Raw genomic sequence first — 18,169 nt, 5'->3', positions numbered from 1 at the left:
GGGGTCGGCGCCCGCCGGTCGGACGCGAAGTCGATCAGCGTCGTATCGGTCTCATGCCCGACGGCGGAGATCACCGGAATGGCGCTCTCGGCGACGGCGCGCACCACGATCTCCTCGTTGAAGCCCCAGAGATCCTCCAGGCTGCCGCCGCCACGCGCGACGATCAGCACATCCGGGCGCGGCACCGGACCGTCGGCCGGCAATTCGTTGAACCCGCGTACGGCCGCCGCGACCTGCGCCGCCGAGGCCTCGCCCTGTACGGCGACCGGCCAGACCAGCACATGGCGCGGGAAACGGTCGGACAGACGATGCAGGATGTCGCGGATCACCGCCCCGGTCGGCGAGGTGATGACGCCGATCACGCGCGGCAGATAGGGCAGCGCGCGCTTGCGCTCGGCGGCGAACAGGCCTTCAGCCGCCAGCTTGCGCTTGCGCTCCTCCAGCAGTTTCAGCAGCGCGCCCTCGCCGGCCAGCTCCATCTGCTCGATGACGAGCTGGTATTTCGACTGGCCGGGATAGGTGGTCAGCCGCCCAATGCAGATCACCTCCATCCCGTCTTCCGGCTGGATCGACAGCCGGCCGGCCTGGCCGCGCCAGCACACGGCGGCCAGCACCGCCTGATCGTCCTTCAGCGACAGGTAGAGATGGCCGGAGGAATGGCGCTTGAAGCCGGAGACCTCGCCGCGCACACGCACCCGCTCGAAGGTGCCTTCGATGGTGCGCTTCACCGCCTGCGACAGCTCGCCGACGGAAAAGACGGGGACATTTCCGGGAGCAGAGCCGGGCTCGTTCTGAAGTGTGTCGAATGTCATGCGCTCTATGATACAAGACCCGCCTCGCGAAAGGAATCCAGCGGCGGTGGAGAAAGAAGCATGAAGATTCTTCTGGTCGGATCGGGCGGCAGGGAACATGCGCTGGCCTGGGCGCTGTCTGCCTCGCCGCTGTGCGACACGCTCTATTGCGCCCCCGGCAATGCCGGCATCGCGCAGCTGGCCGAATGCGTCCCCGTCGCCGCCGAGGATATCGAAGGCGTGGTCCGCTTCGCCACGGATAATGCCATCGATTTTGTGGTGGTCGGGCCGGAAGCGCCGCTGGTCGCCGGGCTGGTCGATGCGCTGGACGCCGCCGGGATCAAATCCTTCGGCCCGCGCCGGGCCGCCGCGGCGCTGGAAGGCTCCAAAGGCTTCATGAAGGATTTCTGCGCCCGCCACAACATCCCGACCGCCGCCTATGGCCGCTTCACCAATATCGAGCAGGCGAAGGATTTCGTGCACCAGCAGGGCGCGCCCATCGTCGTGAAGGCGGACGGGCTGGCCGCCGGCAAGGGCGTGGTCGTCGCCATGACCGAGTGGGAAGCGATGGACGCCATCGACATGATGATGGCGGACAAGGCCTTCGGCAGCGCCGGCGCGGAACTCGTCATCGAGGAATTCATGCAGGGCGAGGAGGCCAGCTTCTTCGCCCTGGCCGATGGCGAGACGGCAATTCCCTTCGGCAATGCGCAGGATCACAAGCGCGTCGGCGACGGCGACACCGGGCCGAACACCGGCGGCATGGGCGCCTATTCGCCGGCCCCCATCGTCGACAAGGCGATGGCCGCGCGCATCATGGCTGAGATCATCCTGCCGACCGTGGCCGGCATGAAGGCGGAGGGCTATCCCTTCACCGGCGTGCTCTATGCCGGGCTGATGATCACCGAAACCGGCCCGCGTCTCATCGAATACAATGTCCGCTTCGGCGATCCCGAATGCCAGGTGCTGATGATGCGGCTGAAGAGCGACATCCTGCCCGCCCTTCTCGCCACGGCCGACCGGCAGCTCGGCCATTTCGATCTGCGCTGGCATGACGAGCCGGCCATGTGCGTGGTGATGGCCAGCAACGGCTACCCCGGAAGCTACAAGAAGGGCACGGAAATACGGGGGCTGGAGGCGCTGCCGGATGCCAATGACCTGGTTGTCTTCCATGCCGGGACCGCGCGCGACGAGGCATACCGGTTAGTGGCAACTGGGGGCCGCGTGCTGGGCGTAACCGCTCTTGGCAAAGACCTGGCGGTCGCACAGAAGAATGCCTATGACGCCATAGCCCGCATCGACTGGCCGGAAGGGTTTTATCGGCGGGATATTGGCTGGCGCGCCCTCGCTGCACTTAAGAACAGCAACTGAACGTCGCTTTTTGTTTTACTTTCCCGTCAGCTACATTCGGGATTCATTATCTATATCGGTGGAAAATTCCTTAAAATTCTTTGTTTTGTTTACCATATCTAAATGAATTTTCTGTTTCATCGGCTGTGGATGGATTTCCAGATTGTCGATGCTGCGCTAATAGTCGGTTGAAACTGCACTGAAACGCTGCCGGATAATCCGGGAGCAACCGTCTGCACAGAAAGAGAAAATGTCATTTAACCGGGACGATCTCAGCGACGGCGGCGGCACCATTTTGCCCGCCATCACCATCGGCCGCCGCAGCGCCGATGCCAATGCCCGGTTCCTGGCATCCCTGCGCGAGCATATCGATTATGCCTTCCAGCCGATCGTGAATATCCGCAGCGGCACCTGCTATGGCTATGAAGCCTTGCTGCGCGGCGCGGAAACCATCGGCTTCAAGAGCATCCAGCAGCTTTTCGATCATGCCTACAGCGAGAATCTGCTGCACAAGGCCGACATGCTGCTGCGCGAGAAGGCCATCGCGAAATTCGCGCAGCTGCCGGGCAGCACCGAACGGAAGCTGTTCTTCAACCTCGATCCCAGGCTGCTGGAATCGCCGGACTACCAGCCCAACCAGACGCTGCCGATCATCGAGCGCCATGGGATTGATCCGCGATCGGTCTGTTTCGAGCTGACGGAACGCCATGACACCAGCAATATTGCGGATTCCATGCGGGTGCTGCGCAGCTACCGCACGCAATCCTACCTGCTGGCGATTGACGATTTCGGCACCGGTTTCTCGGGCCTGAAGCTGCTGTACGATTATCAGCCCGACAAGGTGAAGATCGACCGGTTCTTCATCACCGGCATCGAACGCGATCCGAAGAAGAAGCTGTTCGTTTCCACCATCGTCGATCTGGCGCATGTGCTGGGCATCATCGTGGTCGCCGAAGGGGTGGAGACCGAGGCCGAACTGATCACCTGCCGGGATATCGGCTGCGACCTGGTGCAGGGCTATTTCGTGGCCCGTCCGACCACGGAACTGGCGCAGATTCAGGATCACTACGAGCATGTGGCGCAGATCACGCTGCGCGACCGCCGTGCCTCCCGGGATGGCAATGCCGGCGACCGGCTGGCCATGGAGTTCATCCAGCCGCTGACGGTCGATACCGACATGAAGGACGTGTTCGAGACCTTCCGGACCAACAAGCAGCGCACCTTCTTTCCGGTGATCGACCGTCAGGGGGAGCCGATCGGCATCGTGCGCGAGGAAGCGCTGAAGGATTACATCTACTCGCCCTATGGCCGCGACCTGATCCACAACAAGGCCTATGGCAAGGCGCTGAAGGATTTCATCACCCACTGCCCGGTGGCCGATATCCATGACGATACTGGCAAGATCCTGGAAATCTTCGCGCTGGCGGAAAATGCCGAGGGAATCCTGATCGTCACCGACCAGCGCTATGTCGGCTTCCTGTCCACCACCTCGCTGCTGCGGCTGATCAACGAGAAGAATATCGCCACCGCGCGCGACCAGAACCCGCTGACCAAGCTGCCCGGCAACAATTCGATCCACGCCTATGTCGCCACGGCGGCGACGGACCCCGAACTGGCGGTCACGCTGGTCTATTTCGACTTCGATAATTTCAAACCGTTCAACGACACCTACGGCTTCCGGCAGGGCGACCGGGCGATCCTGCTGTTCGCCGAACTGCTGCAGAAGCATTTCGTGAACCGCGCGGCGCTGATCGGCCATGTTGGCGGCGACGATTTCTTCCTGGCGCTGGAAGGCGTGGCGCCGGAGAGTGCGGCCGAAATGGTGAGCGATCTGTGTCGCACCTTCGCCGAGGATATCGCCAGCTTCTACGATTCCGAGGCGCGGGCGAAGGGCTATATCGACGCCACGGACCGGGACGGTCAACCCCACCGCTATCGGCTGATGACCTGCAGCGCGGCGCTGCTGCATGTTCCGGCCGGGCGGCGTTGCTGCTCGCCGGATACGATGATGGATACCGTCGGCAAGCTGAAGAAGCAGGCCAAGGGGGCGGAGAACGGCATGGCGGTCCAGATCCTCGATTCTGCCGACTGAACCGCCACCCGTCAGAAGATCAGGCCAAGGAACCCGAAGCCCATCGCCGCCTCGGCGAAGCTGTAGGCCACGAACAGCACGAAGCCCAGGGTGAAGAACCGCACCGCCGGCAATGCCATCCCCGCGGGCAGCAGCCGGCCCGCCGCATAGCCCGCCACCGGCAGGAAATGCATCGCATGGGTGGCCAGGAAGTGCGGCACCCGCAGGTCGCCCGCCCCGACAGCATGACCGGGAAAGGCGACCGCCATGCCGCCGGCCACCGGCACGGTCAGCGCGAAGGTCAGGATCAGCCCCCAGATCAGCGAGAAGCGGAAGGCCGGCTCCAGCGCCAGCCCGCCGGCACGGCGGATCGCCAGCCCGTAGATCAGGCTCGATGAGGTCAGGTAGGTCGCCAGCGCCCCCATCATCGGATAGAGCGCCGCCATCAGCGGGCTCGTCGTATTGAAATGCGACTGGATTCCCTGTGTCGCGGCAGCACCAATCCAGAGCATCTCCAGCCCCGTGCTGAGCACGACCCCGCCCGCAAACAGGCGGTACCAGCGGGTCTCCGTCATCCCTTCCGGAAGCCAGCGCGCGAAGAAGGCCAGCGTCAGGAAATACAGCGTGAGGGAAATCTCGAACTTCAGCGGCTTGATCCAGAGATTCTCGCCCAGCAACGTGCGGCCGTCGAAGGCCATCGCCAGCAGTGTCGGCGGGATCATCAGCATCAACACCAGTGCCGTTGCGGCGAACAGTTTTTCCGCGCCAAACAGGTCAAGGAACAACCGATTGAGCGGACGGACGGGCCGGAAGCCGGCCCCCTGCATTGCCAGCGTGCTCATGACGCCACCTGCCCCGCCACGGTCGGGCGAACGGACTGGTGGGCGACACGCAGGATGAGGAAGGCGACGAAACCCGCCGGGCCGAACAGGAAGGTCAGCGGCAGGCAGGGCAGGACCAGCCAGAACGACATGCCGGCGCGCTGGCCCGCGCGCACTTCCCAGGCCCCGACAAACAGGTCGAAGGCCAGGTAATGCAGCCAGCCGGCCAGCACGATTTCCGGCTGGGTGAACAGGATCATCACATTCTCAAGCGTATCGAAGCCGCCTTGCGCCCCCGACCAGAAGGCCAGAATCAGGCCGGTATAGGCCAGCGACAAGAGGCCCGGCACCAGCAGGGCGGAGAGGCGCGGCAACAGACGCGGCGCCAGCGGCGTGGCCAGCAGCCCGGCCCAGCCCAGCAGGGCAGCCGTGTTTGCCAGTTGGAACAATGCATCGGGGGACATCACAACCTCCTAACTTGACGATGTAAAGATAGGAATGATTGCGAATCCTGACGATGTCAAGATTATTTTGACCGGGCTTCCAGGAGGCGCTATTCAGAAGGCTGGACCGCAACCGGAAAGAACCATGCAGGAAGACGCAAAACCCGCCGAGGCGGCATCGGGCCGGCAGTATCACCACGGTAATCTGCGCGCGGCGCTGATCGAGGCGGCCGAGGCGGAGCTGACGGACAAGGGCGTGGAAGCCTTCTCATTGCGCGGCGTCGCCAAGCGCGCCGGCGTCAGCCACGCCGCCCCGGCGCATCATTTCGGCGATGCGGGCGGCCTGCTGACCGCCCTGGCAACAGAAGGCTTCGCGCGCTTTCTGGAAAGCATGCGGGCGGCCCAGCGCACCGCCGCGTCGGACCCGGCGGCGCAGATGAACGCTGCCGGCCAGGGCTATCTGGATTTCGCGGCACGCAGCCCGGCGCTGTTCCGGCTGATCTTCTCGTCCGACCGGCCGGACTTTACCGATCCCGCGCTAGACAGGGCGGCCTCGGCGGCCTTTCTGCATCTGGTGGAGGGTGTGCGGCGGCTGCGCGGAGATACCGGTAGCACATCGCTTGCCGGCCTGATGCAGGACGAATCCCTGATGGCCGAGGTGGCAGGCATCTGGTCCGTCGTGCATGGCATGGCGGATCTGATGAATTCCGGCCGGCTCAAATATCTGCAGACCCAGCCCGCCGAGGTCCGGCAGCGGATTCTGGCGGAAGTGCTGCGCCGCCTTTCCCGCACATAGAAGAACCCCGGAGAAGGGCTCTCCGGGGTTCCTTGGTAGCGGTCCCTGTTTATTCTGTTTTCGCGGATCGCCGGCGGCCCCTTGACCCCGGACCGGTTTGAACCGGACCGGGCACCGGTAATCCGCGAAACTTTTGAGGCGCCTCCCCTGTTCCGCCCAGATCCTATTGCCTCAGAACTGCGCCGTTTCGGTCGAGTCGGCCATCGCCGTTGTGGCGCTCTGACCGGACGACACCGCCATCGACACCGCATCGAAGTAGGAGGTGCCGACCTCGCGCTGGTGGCGGGTCGCGGAGAAGCCGTCCTTCTCCGCCGCGAACTCGGCCTGCTGCAGCTGGCTGTAGGCGGCCATGCCGTCGGTCTTGTAGCGCCGCGCCAGGTCGAAGGTCGTGTAGGAGAGGTTGTGGAACCCGGCCAGGGTGATGAACTGGTACTTGTAGCCCATCGCTCCCAGCTCGCGCTGGAACACCTTCATCTGCGCCTGGTCCAGATGCTTCGCCCAGTTGAAGGAGGGCGAGCAGTTATAGGCCAGCATCTGGTCGGGATACTGCTTGCGGATCGCCTCGGCAAAGCGCTTCGCATCCTCCAGATTGGGCGTCGATGTCTCGCACCAGATCAGGTCGGCATAGGGCGCGTAGGCAAGACCGCGCGCGATGGCGCAGTCGAAGCCGCCCTTCAGCCGGAAGAAGCCCTCTGCCGTGCGCTCGCCGGTGATGAAGGGCGCGTCATACTCGTCCACGTCGGAGGTGATGAGGCGCGCCGCCTCCGCATCGGTGCGGGCCATGATGATGGACGGCACGCCCATCACGTCACTGGCCAGCCGCGCGGCGTTCAGCGTGCGGACGAACTGGCTGGTCGGCACCAGCACCTTGCCGCCCATATGGCCGCACTTCTTCTCCGAGGCGAGCTGATCCTCGAAATGCACGGCGGCAGCCCCCGCCTCGATCATCGCCTTCATCAGCTCGAAGACATTCAGCGGACCGCCGAAACCGGCTTCCGCATCGGCGATGATCGGCACGAAGAAGTCGTGATCGCCCGACTCCTGGGGGGTCTTCTGGCCGTCCTGCCGTTCCATGGTCTGGATCTGGTCGGCCCGCTGCAGCGCCTTGTTGATACGCCGCACGATGGACGGCACGCTGTCCACCGGATACAGACTCTGGTCCGGATACATATTGCCGCTGGTGTTGGCATCGGCGGCAACCTGCCAGCCCGACAGGTAGATCGCCTTCAGCCCCGCCTTCACCTGCTGCACCGCCTGGTTGCCGGTGAAGGTGCCCAGCGTCGGGACGAAATCCTCCTCATGCAGCAGCTGCCAGAGCTTGCGTGCGCCGTTCTCGGCCAGCGTGTGGCGTATCGGCAGCGAGCCCGACAGCCGACGGACATCCGCCATCGTGTAGGTACGGGCAACAGTGCGCCAGCGGTCCGGCGCCCATTCCGGCGCGGGGAAGGGTTCATTCGGCGCGCCGCCGGAGGGCGGGAAATTCATCGGCTGGTCGAGCATTATAGTCTCCAATCTGCTGGGCCTGGTGGCGACCCGATCTCTGTCGTCGGAAGAAAAGAGCGGCGCGGCTTCGGTCTTTCTGCCTTTGGCCGGAACGCCGCCGAGGAGGTTGAGGGAAGCGGTCAGGCGGTCGCCGCGGCGCGGCGGCGGACGAAGGTGGCGGCGAACATCTTCTCGCCGGCAAACAGCTCGGTCGTGGCCTCGCCATCGGCCAGCAGCAACTCATGGCGGCCGACGCGGCCGGCGATGCTGTAGCCTTCGCGGTCAAGCCCGCGGGCGGTGAACTGGCGCATCGCCTCCGCCATGGAGGGCGCGATGATGGTGCAGTAATCCTCTTGCGGAGGCATGGTGCGGTTGTTCTGGTCCTGCATGGTCGGTCTCCTCAATCTCTGCTCCGCAATGGCGCGGGCTGTTGATGTAAAGATTTGACACGAGCCGAATTTACGCAACAAATATCGTGAGTTAGCCGTGTAAACCTGCAAAACACAGGTCAAAGAAAACGGCACGGTTTGTAAAATTTTGTAAACCGAGGGGCGGACATGACCGCAAAATCGGACCCGCAGATCGGATCGCGCATCCGCAAGCTTCGCCTGCAGCGCCGGCTGAGCCAGACCGACCTGGCGTCGGCACTCGGAATCTCGATCAGCTACCTGAATTTGATCGAGCACAACCGCCGCAAGATCACCGTGCCGCTGCTGTTCAAGCTGGCCGGGTATTTCGGCGTGGAGCCGGGCGACCTGGTCGATGGCGACGAGGCGCGGATCGTCGGCGACCTGATGGAGATGTTCGGCGAGGATCTGTTCGCGGAATCCGACCTTACCAACCACGACATCCGCGACTTCGCGCACAGCAACCCGGCCGTGGCGCGCGCCATCCTGCATCTCTACGACCGCTATCGCGCGCTGGAATCGCACCGCCAGGCAGAGCCCGACATACCGAGCGAGGAAGGCCCGCCCTTTCATCTGGCGACCGACCGGATTTCCGATTTCATCCAGGAGAATGCCAATTACTTCCCGGCGCTGGAGGCGGCGGCGGAGCGGGTGCGCGCCGATATCGACCATGCCGCCGAGGATTTCGAGGGCGGGCTGAAGAGCTACCTTGCCAATGTGTTCGGTATCGACTGGCGCCTTTCCTCGCTGCCCTCCGGCATTGCCCGCAAGCTGGAGCCCACCAGTGGCCGGCTTTTGGTCTCCGACATATTGCCGCCGGAATCGGCGATCTTCGCGGCGGCGCACCAACTGGGCCTGCTGGCGGCGGTGCGCGAGATCGACGCCATCGTCGCCGAGGCCAGCCTGCCGGAAGGCGACGCGCCTGACCTCGCGCGCAACGCGCTGGCCGCCTATTTCGCCGCCGCCCTCATCATGCCCTATGAGCCGTTCTACCGGATGGCACGCGACTACCGTTACGACATCGAGCGTCTGGCACGCCGCTTCGGCGCCAGCTTCGAGCAGGTGTGCCACCGGCTGACCAGCCTGCAGCGGCCGGGCCTGCAGGGCATCCCGATGCACCTTGTGCGCACCGATATCGCCGGAAACATCTCCAAGCGCTTCTCGCTGTCGGGTATCCAGATTCCGCGCCATTCCGGTGCGTGCCCGCGCTGGAACGTCTATGCCGCCTTCCTGCAGCCGGAACGCATCAATATCCAGATATCCGAGATGCCAAGCGGCGAGCGCTATTTCTGCATCGCCCGCACCATCACCAAGGGCGACTACCGTCACAACGCCCCGCGCCGGCATTTCGCCATCGGCATCGGCTGCGCGATGATCCATGCGCGCGAGATGATCTATGCCGATGGCTTCGACCTTGCCAACAGCGCGCATGTGGTGCCGATCGGTGTTGGCTGCCGCATCTGCCCGCGCATGGAATGCGGCCAGCGCGCGCATCCGCCGGCCAACCACCGTTTCCGGCTGGACGAGGCAATCCGCCCGGAAAGCCTTTACACGATGATGTAAAAGGCCGGTTAGCCGGCGATACGGCGCAGCGGATTCCGGCTGCCGCGCACGCGCAGTTTGGGAGCGGATTTCTTGTCGCCCCGCCACGGCGCCAGCAGATCGGCGATGTCGGCCGAGACGGCAACCGTGCCGTCTCGCGCATAGGCCTCGTGATTCTCCTCGATATCCTCGCGCCGGTAGAGATAGTTCACCATCAGCCCGGCGGATTCCTTCAGTCCCTTGGCGGACACGTCACCCAGCCAGTTCAGCCGTTCGATCCGCGCGCCATTGCCGAGATGGAAGCGCGCCACCGGATCGAGCAGCCTTCCCTTGGGCTGGATGGTGAGATAGCGGGCGCACAGCCGCTCAAGCGGCTCGTGCAGCGCTTCTGCCAGCGCCTTGTCCTGTTGCCAGCCGGGCTCGGCCAGCAGCTGCGCCAGGACCGACGGATCGGCAAAATCCGCATTCCGCTCGGCGATGGCCGCGCGCTCGGCATCGGGCAACAGCTCCGGATCGGCGGCCAGCGCGCCGTCCAGCCAGCGCCGGAAACCGGGGATCGGCGACAAGGTGGAGAAGATCTTCAGCTGCGGCAGATCGGCGGCCAGCGCATCAACCACGCGCTTGATGAGAAAGCTGCCGAAGCTAATACCGCGCAGGCCGTTCTGGGTGTTGGAGATCGAATAGAAGATCGCGGTGTCCGCGTCTTTCGGGTCGGCCACCGGCGCGCTTTCGTCCAGCAGCGCCTGGACCGATCCCGCCAGCCCTTTCACCAGCGCCACCTCGACGAAGATCAGCGGTTCGTCCGGCATGCGCGGATGGAAGAAGCCGTAGCAGCGCCGGTCGCGGTCCAGCCGGTTGCGCAGATCGGCCCAGGAGCGGATTTCATGCACCGCCTCATAGGCGATCAGCTTCTCCAGCAGGGCCGCCGGCGAGTCCCAGGAGATCGCCCGCATATCGAGGAAGCCGACATCGAACCAGGCAGTCAGCAGATCCTTCATGTCGCGGTCGAGGCTGGCCAGGTGCGGCTGCTTCAGATCCATGCGCAGCAGGTCGGCGCGCATATCGACCAGGAATTTCACCCCCTGCGGCAAGGCGTTGAACTGGGTCAGCAGCTTCACGCGCGGCGCCACCAGCACGCTGCGCAGCCTTTCCTCCGCTGCCAGCCGCGCCGCCCGGTCCGGTGCTTCCCGACAGGCGGCAAGCGCCGCATCCAGCGCCGCATCCTCGACATCGAACTCCCCGGCCAGCACAGTCAGGAAGCGTTCGCGCCCTTCCCGGTTCAACCCAAGATAGAGCTGACCGATACCCGCCGCACGGGCCCGGGCCGAAACCTCACCACCACGCGCCTCGATACATTCGGCGATGCGGGCGCGCAGCTTCTGCACAGCACCATCGTCCAGCGCGTGCGGCTCCTGTTCCTTGCCGCCGGCAATCTCGCGCCAGGCCGATTTCAGGTTCGTCAGCGCGCGGTCAAGCAAGCCAGGTGCTGGACCACCAGCCTGGGGTGCATCCCCGGACGAGATTGTTTCCGGAACCGGATTCGCAGCAGACACAGGGAACCTCGCAATGGCGTTTGACGGAATGGCTTCTTCAGCATGTGGGTATTGCCACCCTTCTGGCAATAACCGGCTACCCTGTCATCTTGCTGCAAGATGCTTGATTGAACTGCGCAAATAAAGACAATGCGAGGTATTGACGGCACCGGGGGGCCAAAAGCCCCGCCGGCCAGCCACCAGCAATCCTTAAACGGGACGCCTGATGCCGATTCTCTATGAGGTTCACACGCTGAAAGGCGGAAACTGGATGATCGATTCGACCTATTCCGACAGGGATAAGGCGGTCGATACGGCCAAGCAGCTTTATGCCGAAAAACGTTTCGAGGGCGTGAAGGTCATCAAGGATGATTATGACGCCGACGCCAATCAGGGCCGCGAGATCGTCATCTACGACACCAGCAAACCGGCCACCGAGAAGCGCACGCTGGTAAAGGAGACGCCAAAGGCGGCACCCGCCGCTGCCGACACGAAGGCCAATGTCGATTTCAAGCATCACAAGCACAAGGCCGGCGCGAAGGCGGAGGTGTCGGTCTTCCTGCGCTCGGTGATCTGGCTGCTCGTCATTCTGGGTGCCGGCATCACCATCATCTGGCTGCTGTTCGCCTTCACCGACTTCCTGGCCGGTGCGGGCATCATGCGCTGACGGATCAGTAGCGCCCCATCAGGACCGAAGGGCGGCGATCCGCTGCACCATGGCCGGCCTCGGTTCCGACAGTTCGATATCCTCGTAGGCGACGATTCTGAACGCGCCGCGCACGGCGTCCAGCAATTCGCCGGGCTGCAACAGGAAATCCGGGTTGCTGGGCTTGCCGAAGCGTTCGTTGCCGGCGGCGAAGGTCTCGTAGAGCAGGGCCCCGCCCGGCGCCACCGAGGCCACAATATCCGCCAGGATCGGCCGCCATAGATAGTTGGTGACGATCACACCGGCGAAGCGCCGATCCGCAAACAGCCAGGGCCCGCCATCCTCAAGGTCGTGCCGCAGCAGTTCGACATCCGGGTCGCCCGCAAGATCAGCCAGCCCGGCAATGTCGATATCGACCACGACCACCGGATGGCCCAGCCGCCGGAAAAGCCGCGTGTGCCGTCCACCGCCCGCGGCCACGTCCAGTACCGTGCCGCCCTCCGGCACCAGCCCGGCGTGGCGCACGATCCAGTCTGAGGGGCGGGGATCACCATGCATGCCGATTTCTCTTGTTTCATTCGGATGACACGCCACATTAAATGCCCAATTCGATTGGCATTCATGCAGACACCCCATGATCCGATATCAGCTACGCTGCGACAAGGCGCACGGTTTCGAGTCCTGGTTCCGCGACAGTGCTGCCTATGATGCGCTGGTGAAGGTGGGCGAGGTCGCCTGCCCGGTCTGCGGCAGCACCAAGGTGGAAAAGCAGCTGATGGCCCCTGCCATCGCGAAACCGACGGAAAGCGCCCCCGCGACCGCCGGCAGCGATCAGGCCATGGCCGTCGCGGGCGAACAGCTGCGCCAACTGCGCGAGCTGCGGCGGCAGATCGAGGCGAATGCCGATTATGTCGGTCCTGCCTTCGCCGAGGAGGCGCGCAAAATCCATTATGGCGAGGCCGATCCGCGCAGCATCTATGGCGAGACCTCGGGCGAGGACGCCAAGGCACTACGCGAGGAAGGCATCGATATCGCCGTCGTGCCCTGGGTTCCCACAGCCGATAACTGACAGCCGGGGCTTAGGGCCCTAAAAGCTAAGGCCGCGGCGCCCGCTTGTTCAGGATGCGCTGCAGGGTCCGCCGGTGCATCTTCAGCCGGCGCGCCGTTTCCGAGACATTGCGGTCGCATTGCTGGAACACGCGCTGGATATGCTCCCAGCGCACCCGGTCGGCCGACATCGGATCGTCGGGCGGCGGCGGCAGCGCTTCCTTGTGGTCCAGCAGCGCCGCCTCGACCGCATCGGCATCGGCCGGCTTCGGCAGGTAATCGACGGCACCGGCCTTGATCGCGGCGACGGCGGTGGCGATGTTGCCATAGCCCGTCAGCATCACGATCCGCATGTCCGGGCGGGCACTGCGCAGCGCCTCCACCACATCCAGGCCGCTGCCGTCGGCCAGCCGCAGATCGACCACCGCATAAGCCGGCGGCTGACCGTGCCGCGCGGCGTCCAGACCTTCCGCGACGGTTTCCACATCGGTAACGGCAAAGCCGCGCTTTTCCATGGCCCGCGCCAGACGCTGGCGGAAGGGCGAATCGTCATCCACCAGCAGCAGGGTCATGTCGCCGGCGACTGGCCCCGTCATCCTGTGAGAACTGTCTTCCGCCATGTCTCGGCCTGCTCCTTCGTTCTTACCGGGATAGCGTTCTCATCCCTGGGCATTATCTGGTGGTTCTGGAAGCCAAAACCAGCTTTTTAGCAGCAAATACTAGCCGGTATGCGCCCGTGGCCAGCGCAGCGTCACCCGCGCGCCGCCCCCTTCTCCGGCATTGCCGAAATCGACCAGCGCCCCGGTCCGCCCCAGCAGGGTCTTGGCGATGAAAATGCCAAGGCCCATATGGCCGTCCCGCTGCGTGCGGCCAGAGAGATACGGCTCGCCCAGACTGTCCAGCACGGCGAGGGGATAGCCTGGCCCGTCATCCTGGATTTCCACCAGCACCGTGTTCTCATCCCAGTGCAGCCGGACCTCCACGGTCTCACGCGCGAACTGGATGGCGTTCTGCATGATGTTGCCCAGCCCGTGCATCAGTTCCGGCGTATGCGGCAGGGTGGGCTCCTCCCCCGTTGGCGGATTACCCTCGGAATCCGCCGCTTCCAGCACGAGCACAATCGGATCGCGGCGATAAGGCGCTGCGGCTGCTTCCACCGCGTCGGTCAGGCGGATGCGGCTGAACGGCGCATTACCGTCTGCCTCCGGCCGCTGGCTCAGCTGCGCCAGAATGCGGCGGCAGCGGTCGGTCTCGCTCTGCAGCAGCTTCAGATCGTCGGCGATCTCGCTGCCCGCCGGCACTTCGCGGATCAACTCCTTGGCAACCACCGCGATGGTGGAGAGCGGGCTGCCCAGCTCATGCGCCGCCGCCGCCGCCAGCCCGCCCAGTGCGGACAGGCGCTGTTCGCGCGCCAGCGCCATCTGCGTCGCGGCCAGCGCATCGCGCATCCGCCGCGCTTCCTCCGCCACCAGCCAGCCGAAGGTCGCCATGAAGATCGTCGCGATCCACAACCCGGCCCAGATGCCCAGCACATAGGTCTGCGGCAGGTCGAACAGTGGCCGGGTCATCCAGGGCAGCGGCAGGTGGAAGAAGGCCAGCAGGCTGAGGCAGGCCAGCGAGAGCACACACAGCGCGATGGTGGAGCGCGCCGACAGGATGGTCGCCGCCACCGTCACCGGCGCCAGCACCAGCAGCGCGAAGGGATTGGTGAGGCCACCAGTGATGAACAGCAGGCCCGAGAGCTGCAAGATGTCGAAGGCCATCGACCCCGCCGCCTCGCGGTCGGTCAGCCGCGCCGAGGAAGGCTGGCGCAGCGCGGTCGAGAGGTTCAGCAGCGCCAGCAGGCCGACGATGGTGAAGCCCAGCTCGATGGGCAGGTCGAAGCCCAGCCAGAAATAAGTGACCAGCAGCGTCGCCGCCTGCCCGCTGACCGCCACCCAGCGCAGCATGACCAGCGTATGCAGACGGACCGGGTGGGTCAGTTCGTACGGCGTCATCGGACGGTCTGGCGGGGTCGGGCTCATCTCACTATCGCTTCTGTACGCAACGGACCGCATCGTCCTATATAGACGCTATGCCCGATGCCGTCCTCGAAGTCCAATCCCTGCGCAAGGACTATATCAGCCGCGAGCGGACCGTGACCGCCGTGGACGGGATCGATTTCGCCATCGCGCCCGGCCAGACCGTGGCGCTGCTGGGCGGCAATGGCGCCGGCAAGACCACCACACTGTCCATGCTGCTGGGCCTGCTGATCCCCACTTCCGGGTCCATTCGTATCCTGGGCGAGGATATGGTGCGCCACCGCTATCGCGCGCTGCCGCGCATGAATTTCTCCTCGCCCTATGTGGAGCTGCCGCACCGGCTGACCGTCGCCGAAAATCTGGGCATCTATGCCCGGCTCTACGGCGTGCGCGACCGCAAGGCGCGGATAGCCGCAATCGCCGCCGACATGGATATCGAGGCCCTGCTGGAGCGCCCCGCCGGCAAGCTGTCCGCCGGGCAGAAGACGCGGGTGACGCTGGCCAAGGCGCTGCTGAACCGGCCGGAAGTGCTGCTGCTGGATGAGCCGACGGCGAGTCTGGACCCCGACACGGCGGACTGGGTGCGCCAGTATCTGCGGCGCTACCAGCAGGACAGCGGCGCCACCATCCTGCTCGCCTCGCACAACATGCAGGAGGTGGAGCGGCTGTGCGATGCCGTGCTGATGATGCGCGGCGGGCGGATCGTGGACCGGGGTGCCCCGTCGGAGCTGATCGCGCGCTATGGCCGCCAGAACCTTGAGGAAGTCTTCCTCGACATCGCCCGCCGGCCCGACACCGCGCCGGAGGCGGTCTCCGCATGATCGCGTCCGCCAACCGGATCGCGGCAATGGTGCTGCGCTATCTCTATCTGCTGCGCGGCTCCTGGCCACGACTGCTGGAACTTGCCTACTGGCCGACCGTTCAGATGGTCATATGGGGTTTCATCACCCAGTTCTTCCTCGGCCACTCCTCCTGGGTGGCGGAGGCCGTCGGCGTCCTGCTGGCCGCCGTGTTGTTGTGGGATGTGGTGTTCCGCAGCCAGCTCGGCGTTTCCATCTCCTTCCTGGAGGAAATGTGGTCACGCAATCTGGGCCATCTCTTCGTCAGCCCGCTGAGGCCGCAGGAATTTGCCGCGGCGCTGGTGAGCATGGCCTTGATCCGCACGCTGATCGGCGTGGTGCCGGCGATGCTGCTAGCGATCCCGCTCTATCATTACTCGATCTTCTCGCTGGGCCTGCCGCTGCTCGCCTTCTTCAGCGCCCTGATGATCATGGGCTGGTCGCTGGGGCTGGCGGTCACCGGCCTCATCATGCGCGTGGGGCTGGGCGCGGAAAGCCTGGCCTGGATCACCATCTTCGCCTTCGCGCCGGTCAGCGGCATCTACTACCCGGTCGCCACATTGCCCTTCTGGCTGCAGCCCATCGCCTGGGCCACGCCGTCGGCCTATGTGTTCGAGGGCATGCGCGCCGTCATGTTCGAGGGCGTGTTCCGCTGGGACCTGTGGGCTGGCGCGATGGCGGTGAACGCCGTCTATCTGGTGCTGGCCGTGGGCTTCTTCCTGTTGGCCTTCCGCAGCGCGCGCCAGCGCGGCCTGCTGCTGCAACAGGGGGAATAGGCGGGTGACGGACACTGTCGGCCCCTTGCTCTATCTGCGCGGTGCATCAGAGGAACGAATCAGCCTCGCCGCCCTGCTTGTGCTGCCGGACGGACACGAACCGCCGCTGCTTGATGCCGAGGGCGAGGCTATCGCTGCCACCCGGCTGCTGACGCGGCTGGGGAAAACCGCCTGGCGCTATGACTTCACCCTGCCGATGCGGCGGGATACCGGATACAGCCTGGGTGGCACTCACTATCCGGTGAATGCCGATTTCCACGGCGATCTGCGCATCGCCTTCGTGTCCTGCAACGGGCAGGAGGAGGATGACCGCGAGCGGCCATTGGACGAACGCAACGCGATGTGGCGGCGGCTGCGGATCGAACATGAAGACCGGCCCTTCCAGCTGCTGCTGCAGGGCGGCGACCAGATCTATGCCGACGAACTGCTGAAAAGCCACCCGGCGCTGAAGCGCTGGGCGCGCGGCAAGCGGCCCCCCAAGGCGGGCACACCGCAGGCCGATCTCGCCGAGACCCTGCATGACGGTTTCTTCGGACTGTATCTCGACATACTGGGCCAGCCGGCGATCTCCGGCATGATGGCGCGGGTGCCCTCGCTCGCCATGTGGGACGACCACGATATCTGCGACGGCTGGGGCTCGCTGCGCCCGGCGAAGCTGGATTCGCCGGAGGGCAAGACGCTGTTCGCCGTCGCCCGCGAGTATTTCCTGCTGTTCCAGTATGGTGCCCGGCCGGACGAGCTGCCCGGCTTTTGCCCGGACCGCAGCGGCGCCAGCCTGGGCTGGCATGTCGCCCTGCCCGGCCTACAGGTGATCGCGCCCGATCTGCGCTCCGAACGGCGGCCGAACCGCGTCATGGGGCCGGCGGGCTGGAAATCCTTCGAGACCATGCTGGAGACCATCCGGTCCGGCGCGGACGGGAAAGGCGGGGGCGGGCGCGTCCTGCTGCTGTCCAGCGTGCCGGCGCTGGGGCCGCGCCTGTCCTGGGTCGAGGCGCTGATGCATCTGACGCCGCGGCTGGAGAAATACGAGGACGATTTGCGCGACCAGTGGCAGAGCCGCGCCCACCGGGAGGAATGGAAGAACTTCCTGGAACGGCTGGCCGCACTCCATGCCAACCCCGCGACGCCGGTGACCTGCCTGTCGGGCGAGATTCACCTGGCCACCCACGGCACGCTGGACGTGCCAACGAAGCCGCTGCACCAGCTGGTCGCCTCCGGAATATCCCATCCCGCCCCGCCCAAGGGCTACGCCATCGGTCTCGGCCTGCTGGCGCGCTTCGGCAGCTCGCCGCTGCCTGGCCATCCGATCCGCCTGCAGGGCCTGCCCGGCCAGTCCGGCACCTACACAGCGGAGCGCAATTATCTGGTGCTGGAGCGCAGAGGCGCGGACTGGACCGCCAGCTGGGAGCTGGAACAGTCCGGCCGCACGTCAGAGGTGGAGATTTAGGCAGCAGAGTCCCTCCACACATCCAGACCGTCACCCCCGCACTTGTTGCGGGGGTCCAGGCTTCCGCTTGCTGGATCGTCGGTCGAGTAGGCTGAGCCCTGGATTCCCGGGACAAGCCCGGGAATGACGACAGAGGGAATTCCACTATTGGCGTATCA

The 18,169-nt window shown here is 65.0% G+C and carries 18 protein-coding genes; 9 read left to right on the top strand and 9 right to left on the bottom strand.

From position 1 onward, the window contains the following. Window positions 1-812: exodeoxyribonuclease VII large subunit (xseA, locus tag P24_RS15060; protein ID WP_008945602.1), on the bottom strand; the 812-nt coding region annotated here is incomplete at its 3' end. Window positions 813-872: 60 nt separating this feature from the next. Between xseA and purD the strand changes: the two genes are divergently transcribed. Next, window positions 873-2,162, top strand: a complete 1,290-nt coding sequence (gene purD, locus P24_RS15055) for a phosphoribosylamine--glycine ligase (protein WP_008945601.1) — start codon at window positions 873-875, stop codon at window positions 2,160-2,162. Between the two features lie 229 nt (window positions 2,163-2,391). Next, entirely contained in the window at window positions 2,392-4,233 is a 1,842-nt protein-coding gene (locus P24_RS15050) for a bifunctional diguanylate cyclase/phosphodiesterase (RefSeq protein WP_008945600.1), read from the top strand. An 11-nt stretch (window positions 4,234-4,244) separates the two neighbouring features. Here P24_RS15050 and P24_RS15045 read toward each other — a convergent pair whose 3' ends face one another. Both P24_RS15045 and P24_RS15040 read right to left on the bottom strand, forming a co-directional pair. After that, on the bottom strand, window positions 4,245-5,054 hold the full coding sequence (locus P24_RS15045) for a hypothetical protein (protein ID WP_008945599.1): 810 nt from the start codon (window positions 5,052-5,054) through the stop codon (window positions 4,245-4,247). Continuing rightward, on the bottom strand, window positions 5,051-5,497 hold the full coding sequence (locus tag P24_RS15040) for an ABA4-like family protein (RefSeq protein WP_008945598.1): 447 nt from the start codon (window positions 5,495-5,497) through the stop codon (window positions 5,051-5,053). The genes P24_RS15045 and P24_RS15040 overlap by 4 nt, the downstream gene beginning before the upstream one ends. 124 nt (window positions 5,498-5,621) lie before the next feature. On the opposite strand from P24_RS15040, the gene P24_RS15035 reads away from it, so the two are divergent. After that, window positions 5,622-6,272: a TetR/AcrR family transcriptional regulator gene (locus P24_RS15035; protein ID WP_008945597.1), complete on the top strand. Its 651-nt coding sequence runs from the start codon at window positions 5,622-5,624 to the stop codon at window positions 6,270-6,272. A gap of 171 nt (window positions 6,273-6,443) precedes the next feature. On the opposite strand, the gene aceA is transcribed toward P24_RS15035, so the two are convergent. Both aceA and P24_RS19380 read right to left on the bottom strand, forming a co-directional pair. Next, window positions 6,444-7,772 (bottom strand): isocitrate lyase, encoded by a 1,329-nt coding sequence (gene aceA / locus P24_RS15030; RefSeq protein ID WP_008945596.1) that lies wholly within the window; start codon window positions 7,770-7,772, stop codon window positions 6,444-6,446. A 122-nt stretch (window positions 7,773-7,894) separates the two neighbouring features. Next, a complete protein-coding gene (locus P24_RS19380) occupies window positions 7,895-8,143 on the bottom strand; it encodes a hypothetical protein (RefSeq protein WP_008945595.1) in 249 nt (82 codons plus the stop codon). Window positions 8,144-8,311: 168 nt separating this feature from the next. On the opposite strand from P24_RS19380, the gene P24_RS15020 reads away from it, so the two are divergent. Continuing rightward, window positions 8,312-9,724, top strand: a complete 1,413-nt coding sequence (locus P24_RS15020) for a helix-turn-helix domain-containing protein (protein WP_008945594.1) — start codon at window positions 8,312-8,314, stop codon at window positions 9,722-9,724. 8 nt (window positions 9,725-9,732) lie between these two features. Here the strand turns inward: P24_RS15020 and P24_RS15015 are convergent, their stop codons facing one another. Further along, a complete protein-coding gene (locus P24_RS15015) occupies window positions 9,733-11,181 on the bottom strand; it encodes a malonyl-CoA decarboxylase (RefSeq protein WP_008945593.1) in 1,449 nt (482 codons plus the stop codon). Between the two features lie 280 nt (window positions 11,182-11,461). Here P24_RS15015 and P24_RS15010 point away from each other — a divergent pair, with 280 nt between their 5' ends. Continuing rightward, the gene (locus tag P24_RS15010) at window positions 11,462-11,902 is read left to right on the top strand and encodes a hypothetical protein (protein ID WP_008945592.1); all 441 of its coding nucleotides are present in this window, start codon (window positions 11,462-11,464) and stop codon (window positions 11,900-11,902) included. Between the two features lie 18 nt (window positions 11,903-11,920). On the opposite strand, the gene P24_RS15005 is transcribed toward P24_RS15010, so the two are convergent. Next, on the bottom strand, window positions 11,921-12,439 hold the full coding sequence (locus P24_RS15005) for a class I SAM-dependent methyltransferase (protein ID WP_008945591.1): 519 nt from the start codon (window positions 12,437-12,439) through the stop codon (window positions 11,921-11,923). A gap of 76 nt (window positions 12,440-12,515) precedes the next feature. Here P24_RS15005 and P24_RS15000 point away from each other — a divergent pair, with 76 nt between their 5' ends. After that, on the top strand, window positions 12,516-12,950 hold the full coding sequence (locus P24_RS15000; RefSeq protein ID WP_008945590.1) for a DUF1178 family protein: 435 nt from the start codon (window positions 12,516-12,518) through the stop codon (window positions 12,948-12,950). A gap of 25 nt (window positions 12,951-12,975) precedes the next feature. Here the strand turns inward: P24_RS15000 and P24_RS14995 are convergent, their stop codons facing one another. Further along, window positions 12,976-13,548 carry an ActR/PrrA/RegA family redox response regulator transcription factor gene (locus P24_RS14995; protein WP_040707930.1) on the bottom strand — a complete coding sequence of 191 codons (573 nt, stop codon included), beginning with the start codon at window positions 13,546-13,548 and terminating at the stop codon, window positions 12,976-12,978. A gap of 99 nt (window positions 13,549-13,647) precedes the next feature. Next, window positions 13,648-14,952 (bottom strand): ActS/PrrB/RegB family redox-sensitive histidine kinase, encoded by a 1,305-nt coding sequence (locus tag P24_RS14990; protein ID WP_008945588.1) that lies wholly within the window; start codon window positions 14,950-14,952, stop codon window positions 13,648-13,650. A 50-nt stretch (window positions 14,953-15,002) separates the two neighbouring features. Here P24_RS14990 and P24_RS14985 point away from each other — a divergent pair, with 50 nt between their 5' ends. Genes P24_RS14985 through P24_RS14975 form a run of 3 tightly spaced genes read left to right on the top strand, consistent with a single transcriptional unit; the run spans window position 15,003 to window position 18,011 of the window. Next, window positions 15,003-15,770 carry an ABC transporter ATP-binding protein gene (locus P24_RS14985; RefSeq protein ID WP_008945587.1) on the top strand — a complete coding sequence of 256 codons (768 nt, stop codon included), beginning with the start codon at window positions 15,003-15,005 and terminating at the stop codon, window positions 15,768-15,770. After that, the gene (locus P24_RS14980; protein ID WP_008945586.1) at window positions 15,767-16,564 is read left to right on the top strand and encodes an ABC transporter permease; all 798 of its coding nucleotides are present in this window, start codon (window positions 15,767-15,769) and stop codon (window positions 16,562-16,564) included. The genes P24_RS14985 and P24_RS14980 overlap by 4 nt, the downstream gene beginning before the upstream one ends. A 4-nt stretch (window positions 16,565-16,568) precedes the next feature. Beyond that, a complete protein-coding gene (locus tag P24_RS14975; RefSeq protein ID WP_008945585.1) occupies window positions 16,569-18,011 on the top strand; it encodes an alkaline phosphatase D family protein in 1,443 nt (480 codons plus the stop codon). The last annotated feature ends 158 nt before the right edge of the window (window positions 18,012-18,169 follow it).

Origin of the sequence: Oceanibaculum indicum P24, from assembly GCF_000299935.1 — a bacterium.
Classification (GTDB): Bacteria; Pseudomonadota; Alphaproteobacteria; order Oceanibaculales; family Oceanibaculaceae; genus Oceanibaculum; species Oceanibaculum indicum.
The sequence above is the reverse complement of the archived record's forward strand: the minus strand, read 5'-3'. Positions and strand labels throughout refer to the sequence as shown.

What these genes read in the sequence shown, in the direction of transcription:
- purD (WP_008945601.1), top strand. Translation starts at nt 873, where the DNA reads ATGAAGATTCTTCTGGTCGGATCGGGCGGCAGGGAACATGCGCTGGCC.
- P24_RS15050 (WP_008945600.1), top strand. Translation starts at nt 2,392, where the DNA reads ATGTCATTTAACCGGGACGATCTCAGCGACGGCGGCGGCACCATTTTG.
- P24_RS15045 (WP_008945599.1), bottom strand. Translation starts at nt 5,054, where the DNA reads ATGAGCACGCTGGCAATGCAGGGGGCCGGCTTCCGGCCCGTCCGTCCG.
- P24_RS15040 (WP_008945598.1), bottom strand. Translation starts at nt 5,497, where the DNA reads ATGTCCCCCGATGCATTGTTCCAACTGGCAAACACGGCTGCCCTGCTG.
- P24_RS15035 (WP_008945597.1), top strand. Translation starts at nt 5,622, where the DNA reads ATGCAGGAAGACGCAAAACCCGCCGAGGCGGCATCGGGCCGGCAGTAT.
- aceA (WP_008945596.1), bottom strand. Translation starts at nt 7,772, where the DNA reads ATGCTCGACCAGCCGATGAATTTCCCGCCCTCCGGCGGCGCGCCGAAT.
- P24_RS19380 (WP_008945595.1), bottom strand. Translation starts at nt 8,143, where the DNA reads ATGCAGGACCAGAACAACCGCACCATGCCTCCGCAAGAGGATTACTGC.
- P24_RS15020 (WP_008945594.1), top strand. Translation starts at nt 8,312, where the DNA reads ATGACCGCAAAATCGGACCCGCAGATCGGATCGCGCATCCGCAAGCTT.
- P24_RS15010 (WP_008945592.1), top strand. Translation starts at nt 11,462, where the DNA reads ATGCCGATTCTCTATGAGGTTCACACGCTGAAAGGCGGAAACTGGATG.
- P24_RS15005 (WP_008945591.1), bottom strand. Translation starts at nt 12,439, where the DNA reads ATGCATGGTGATCCCCGCCCCTCAGACTGGATCGTGCGCCACGCCGGG.
- P24_RS15000 (WP_008945590.1), top strand. Translation starts at nt 12,516, where the DNA reads ATGATCCGATATCAGCTACGCTGCGACAAGGCGCACGGTTTCGAGTCC.
- P24_RS14995 (WP_040707930.1), bottom strand. Translation starts at nt 13,548, where the DNA reads ATGGCGGAAGACAGTTCTCACAGGATGACGGGGCCAGTCGCCGGCGAC.
- P24_RS14990 (WP_008945588.1), bottom strand. Translation starts at nt 14,952, where the DNA reads ATGAGCCCGACCCCGCCAGACCGTCCGATGACGCCGTACGAACTGACC.
- P24_RS14985 (WP_008945587.1), top strand. Translation starts at nt 15,003, where the DNA reads ATGCCCGATGCCGTCCTCGAAGTCCAATCCCTGCGCAAGGACTATATC.
- P24_RS14980 (WP_008945586.1), top strand. Translation starts at nt 15,767, where the DNA reads ATGATCGCGTCCGCCAACCGGATCGCGGCAATGGTGCTGCGCTATCTC.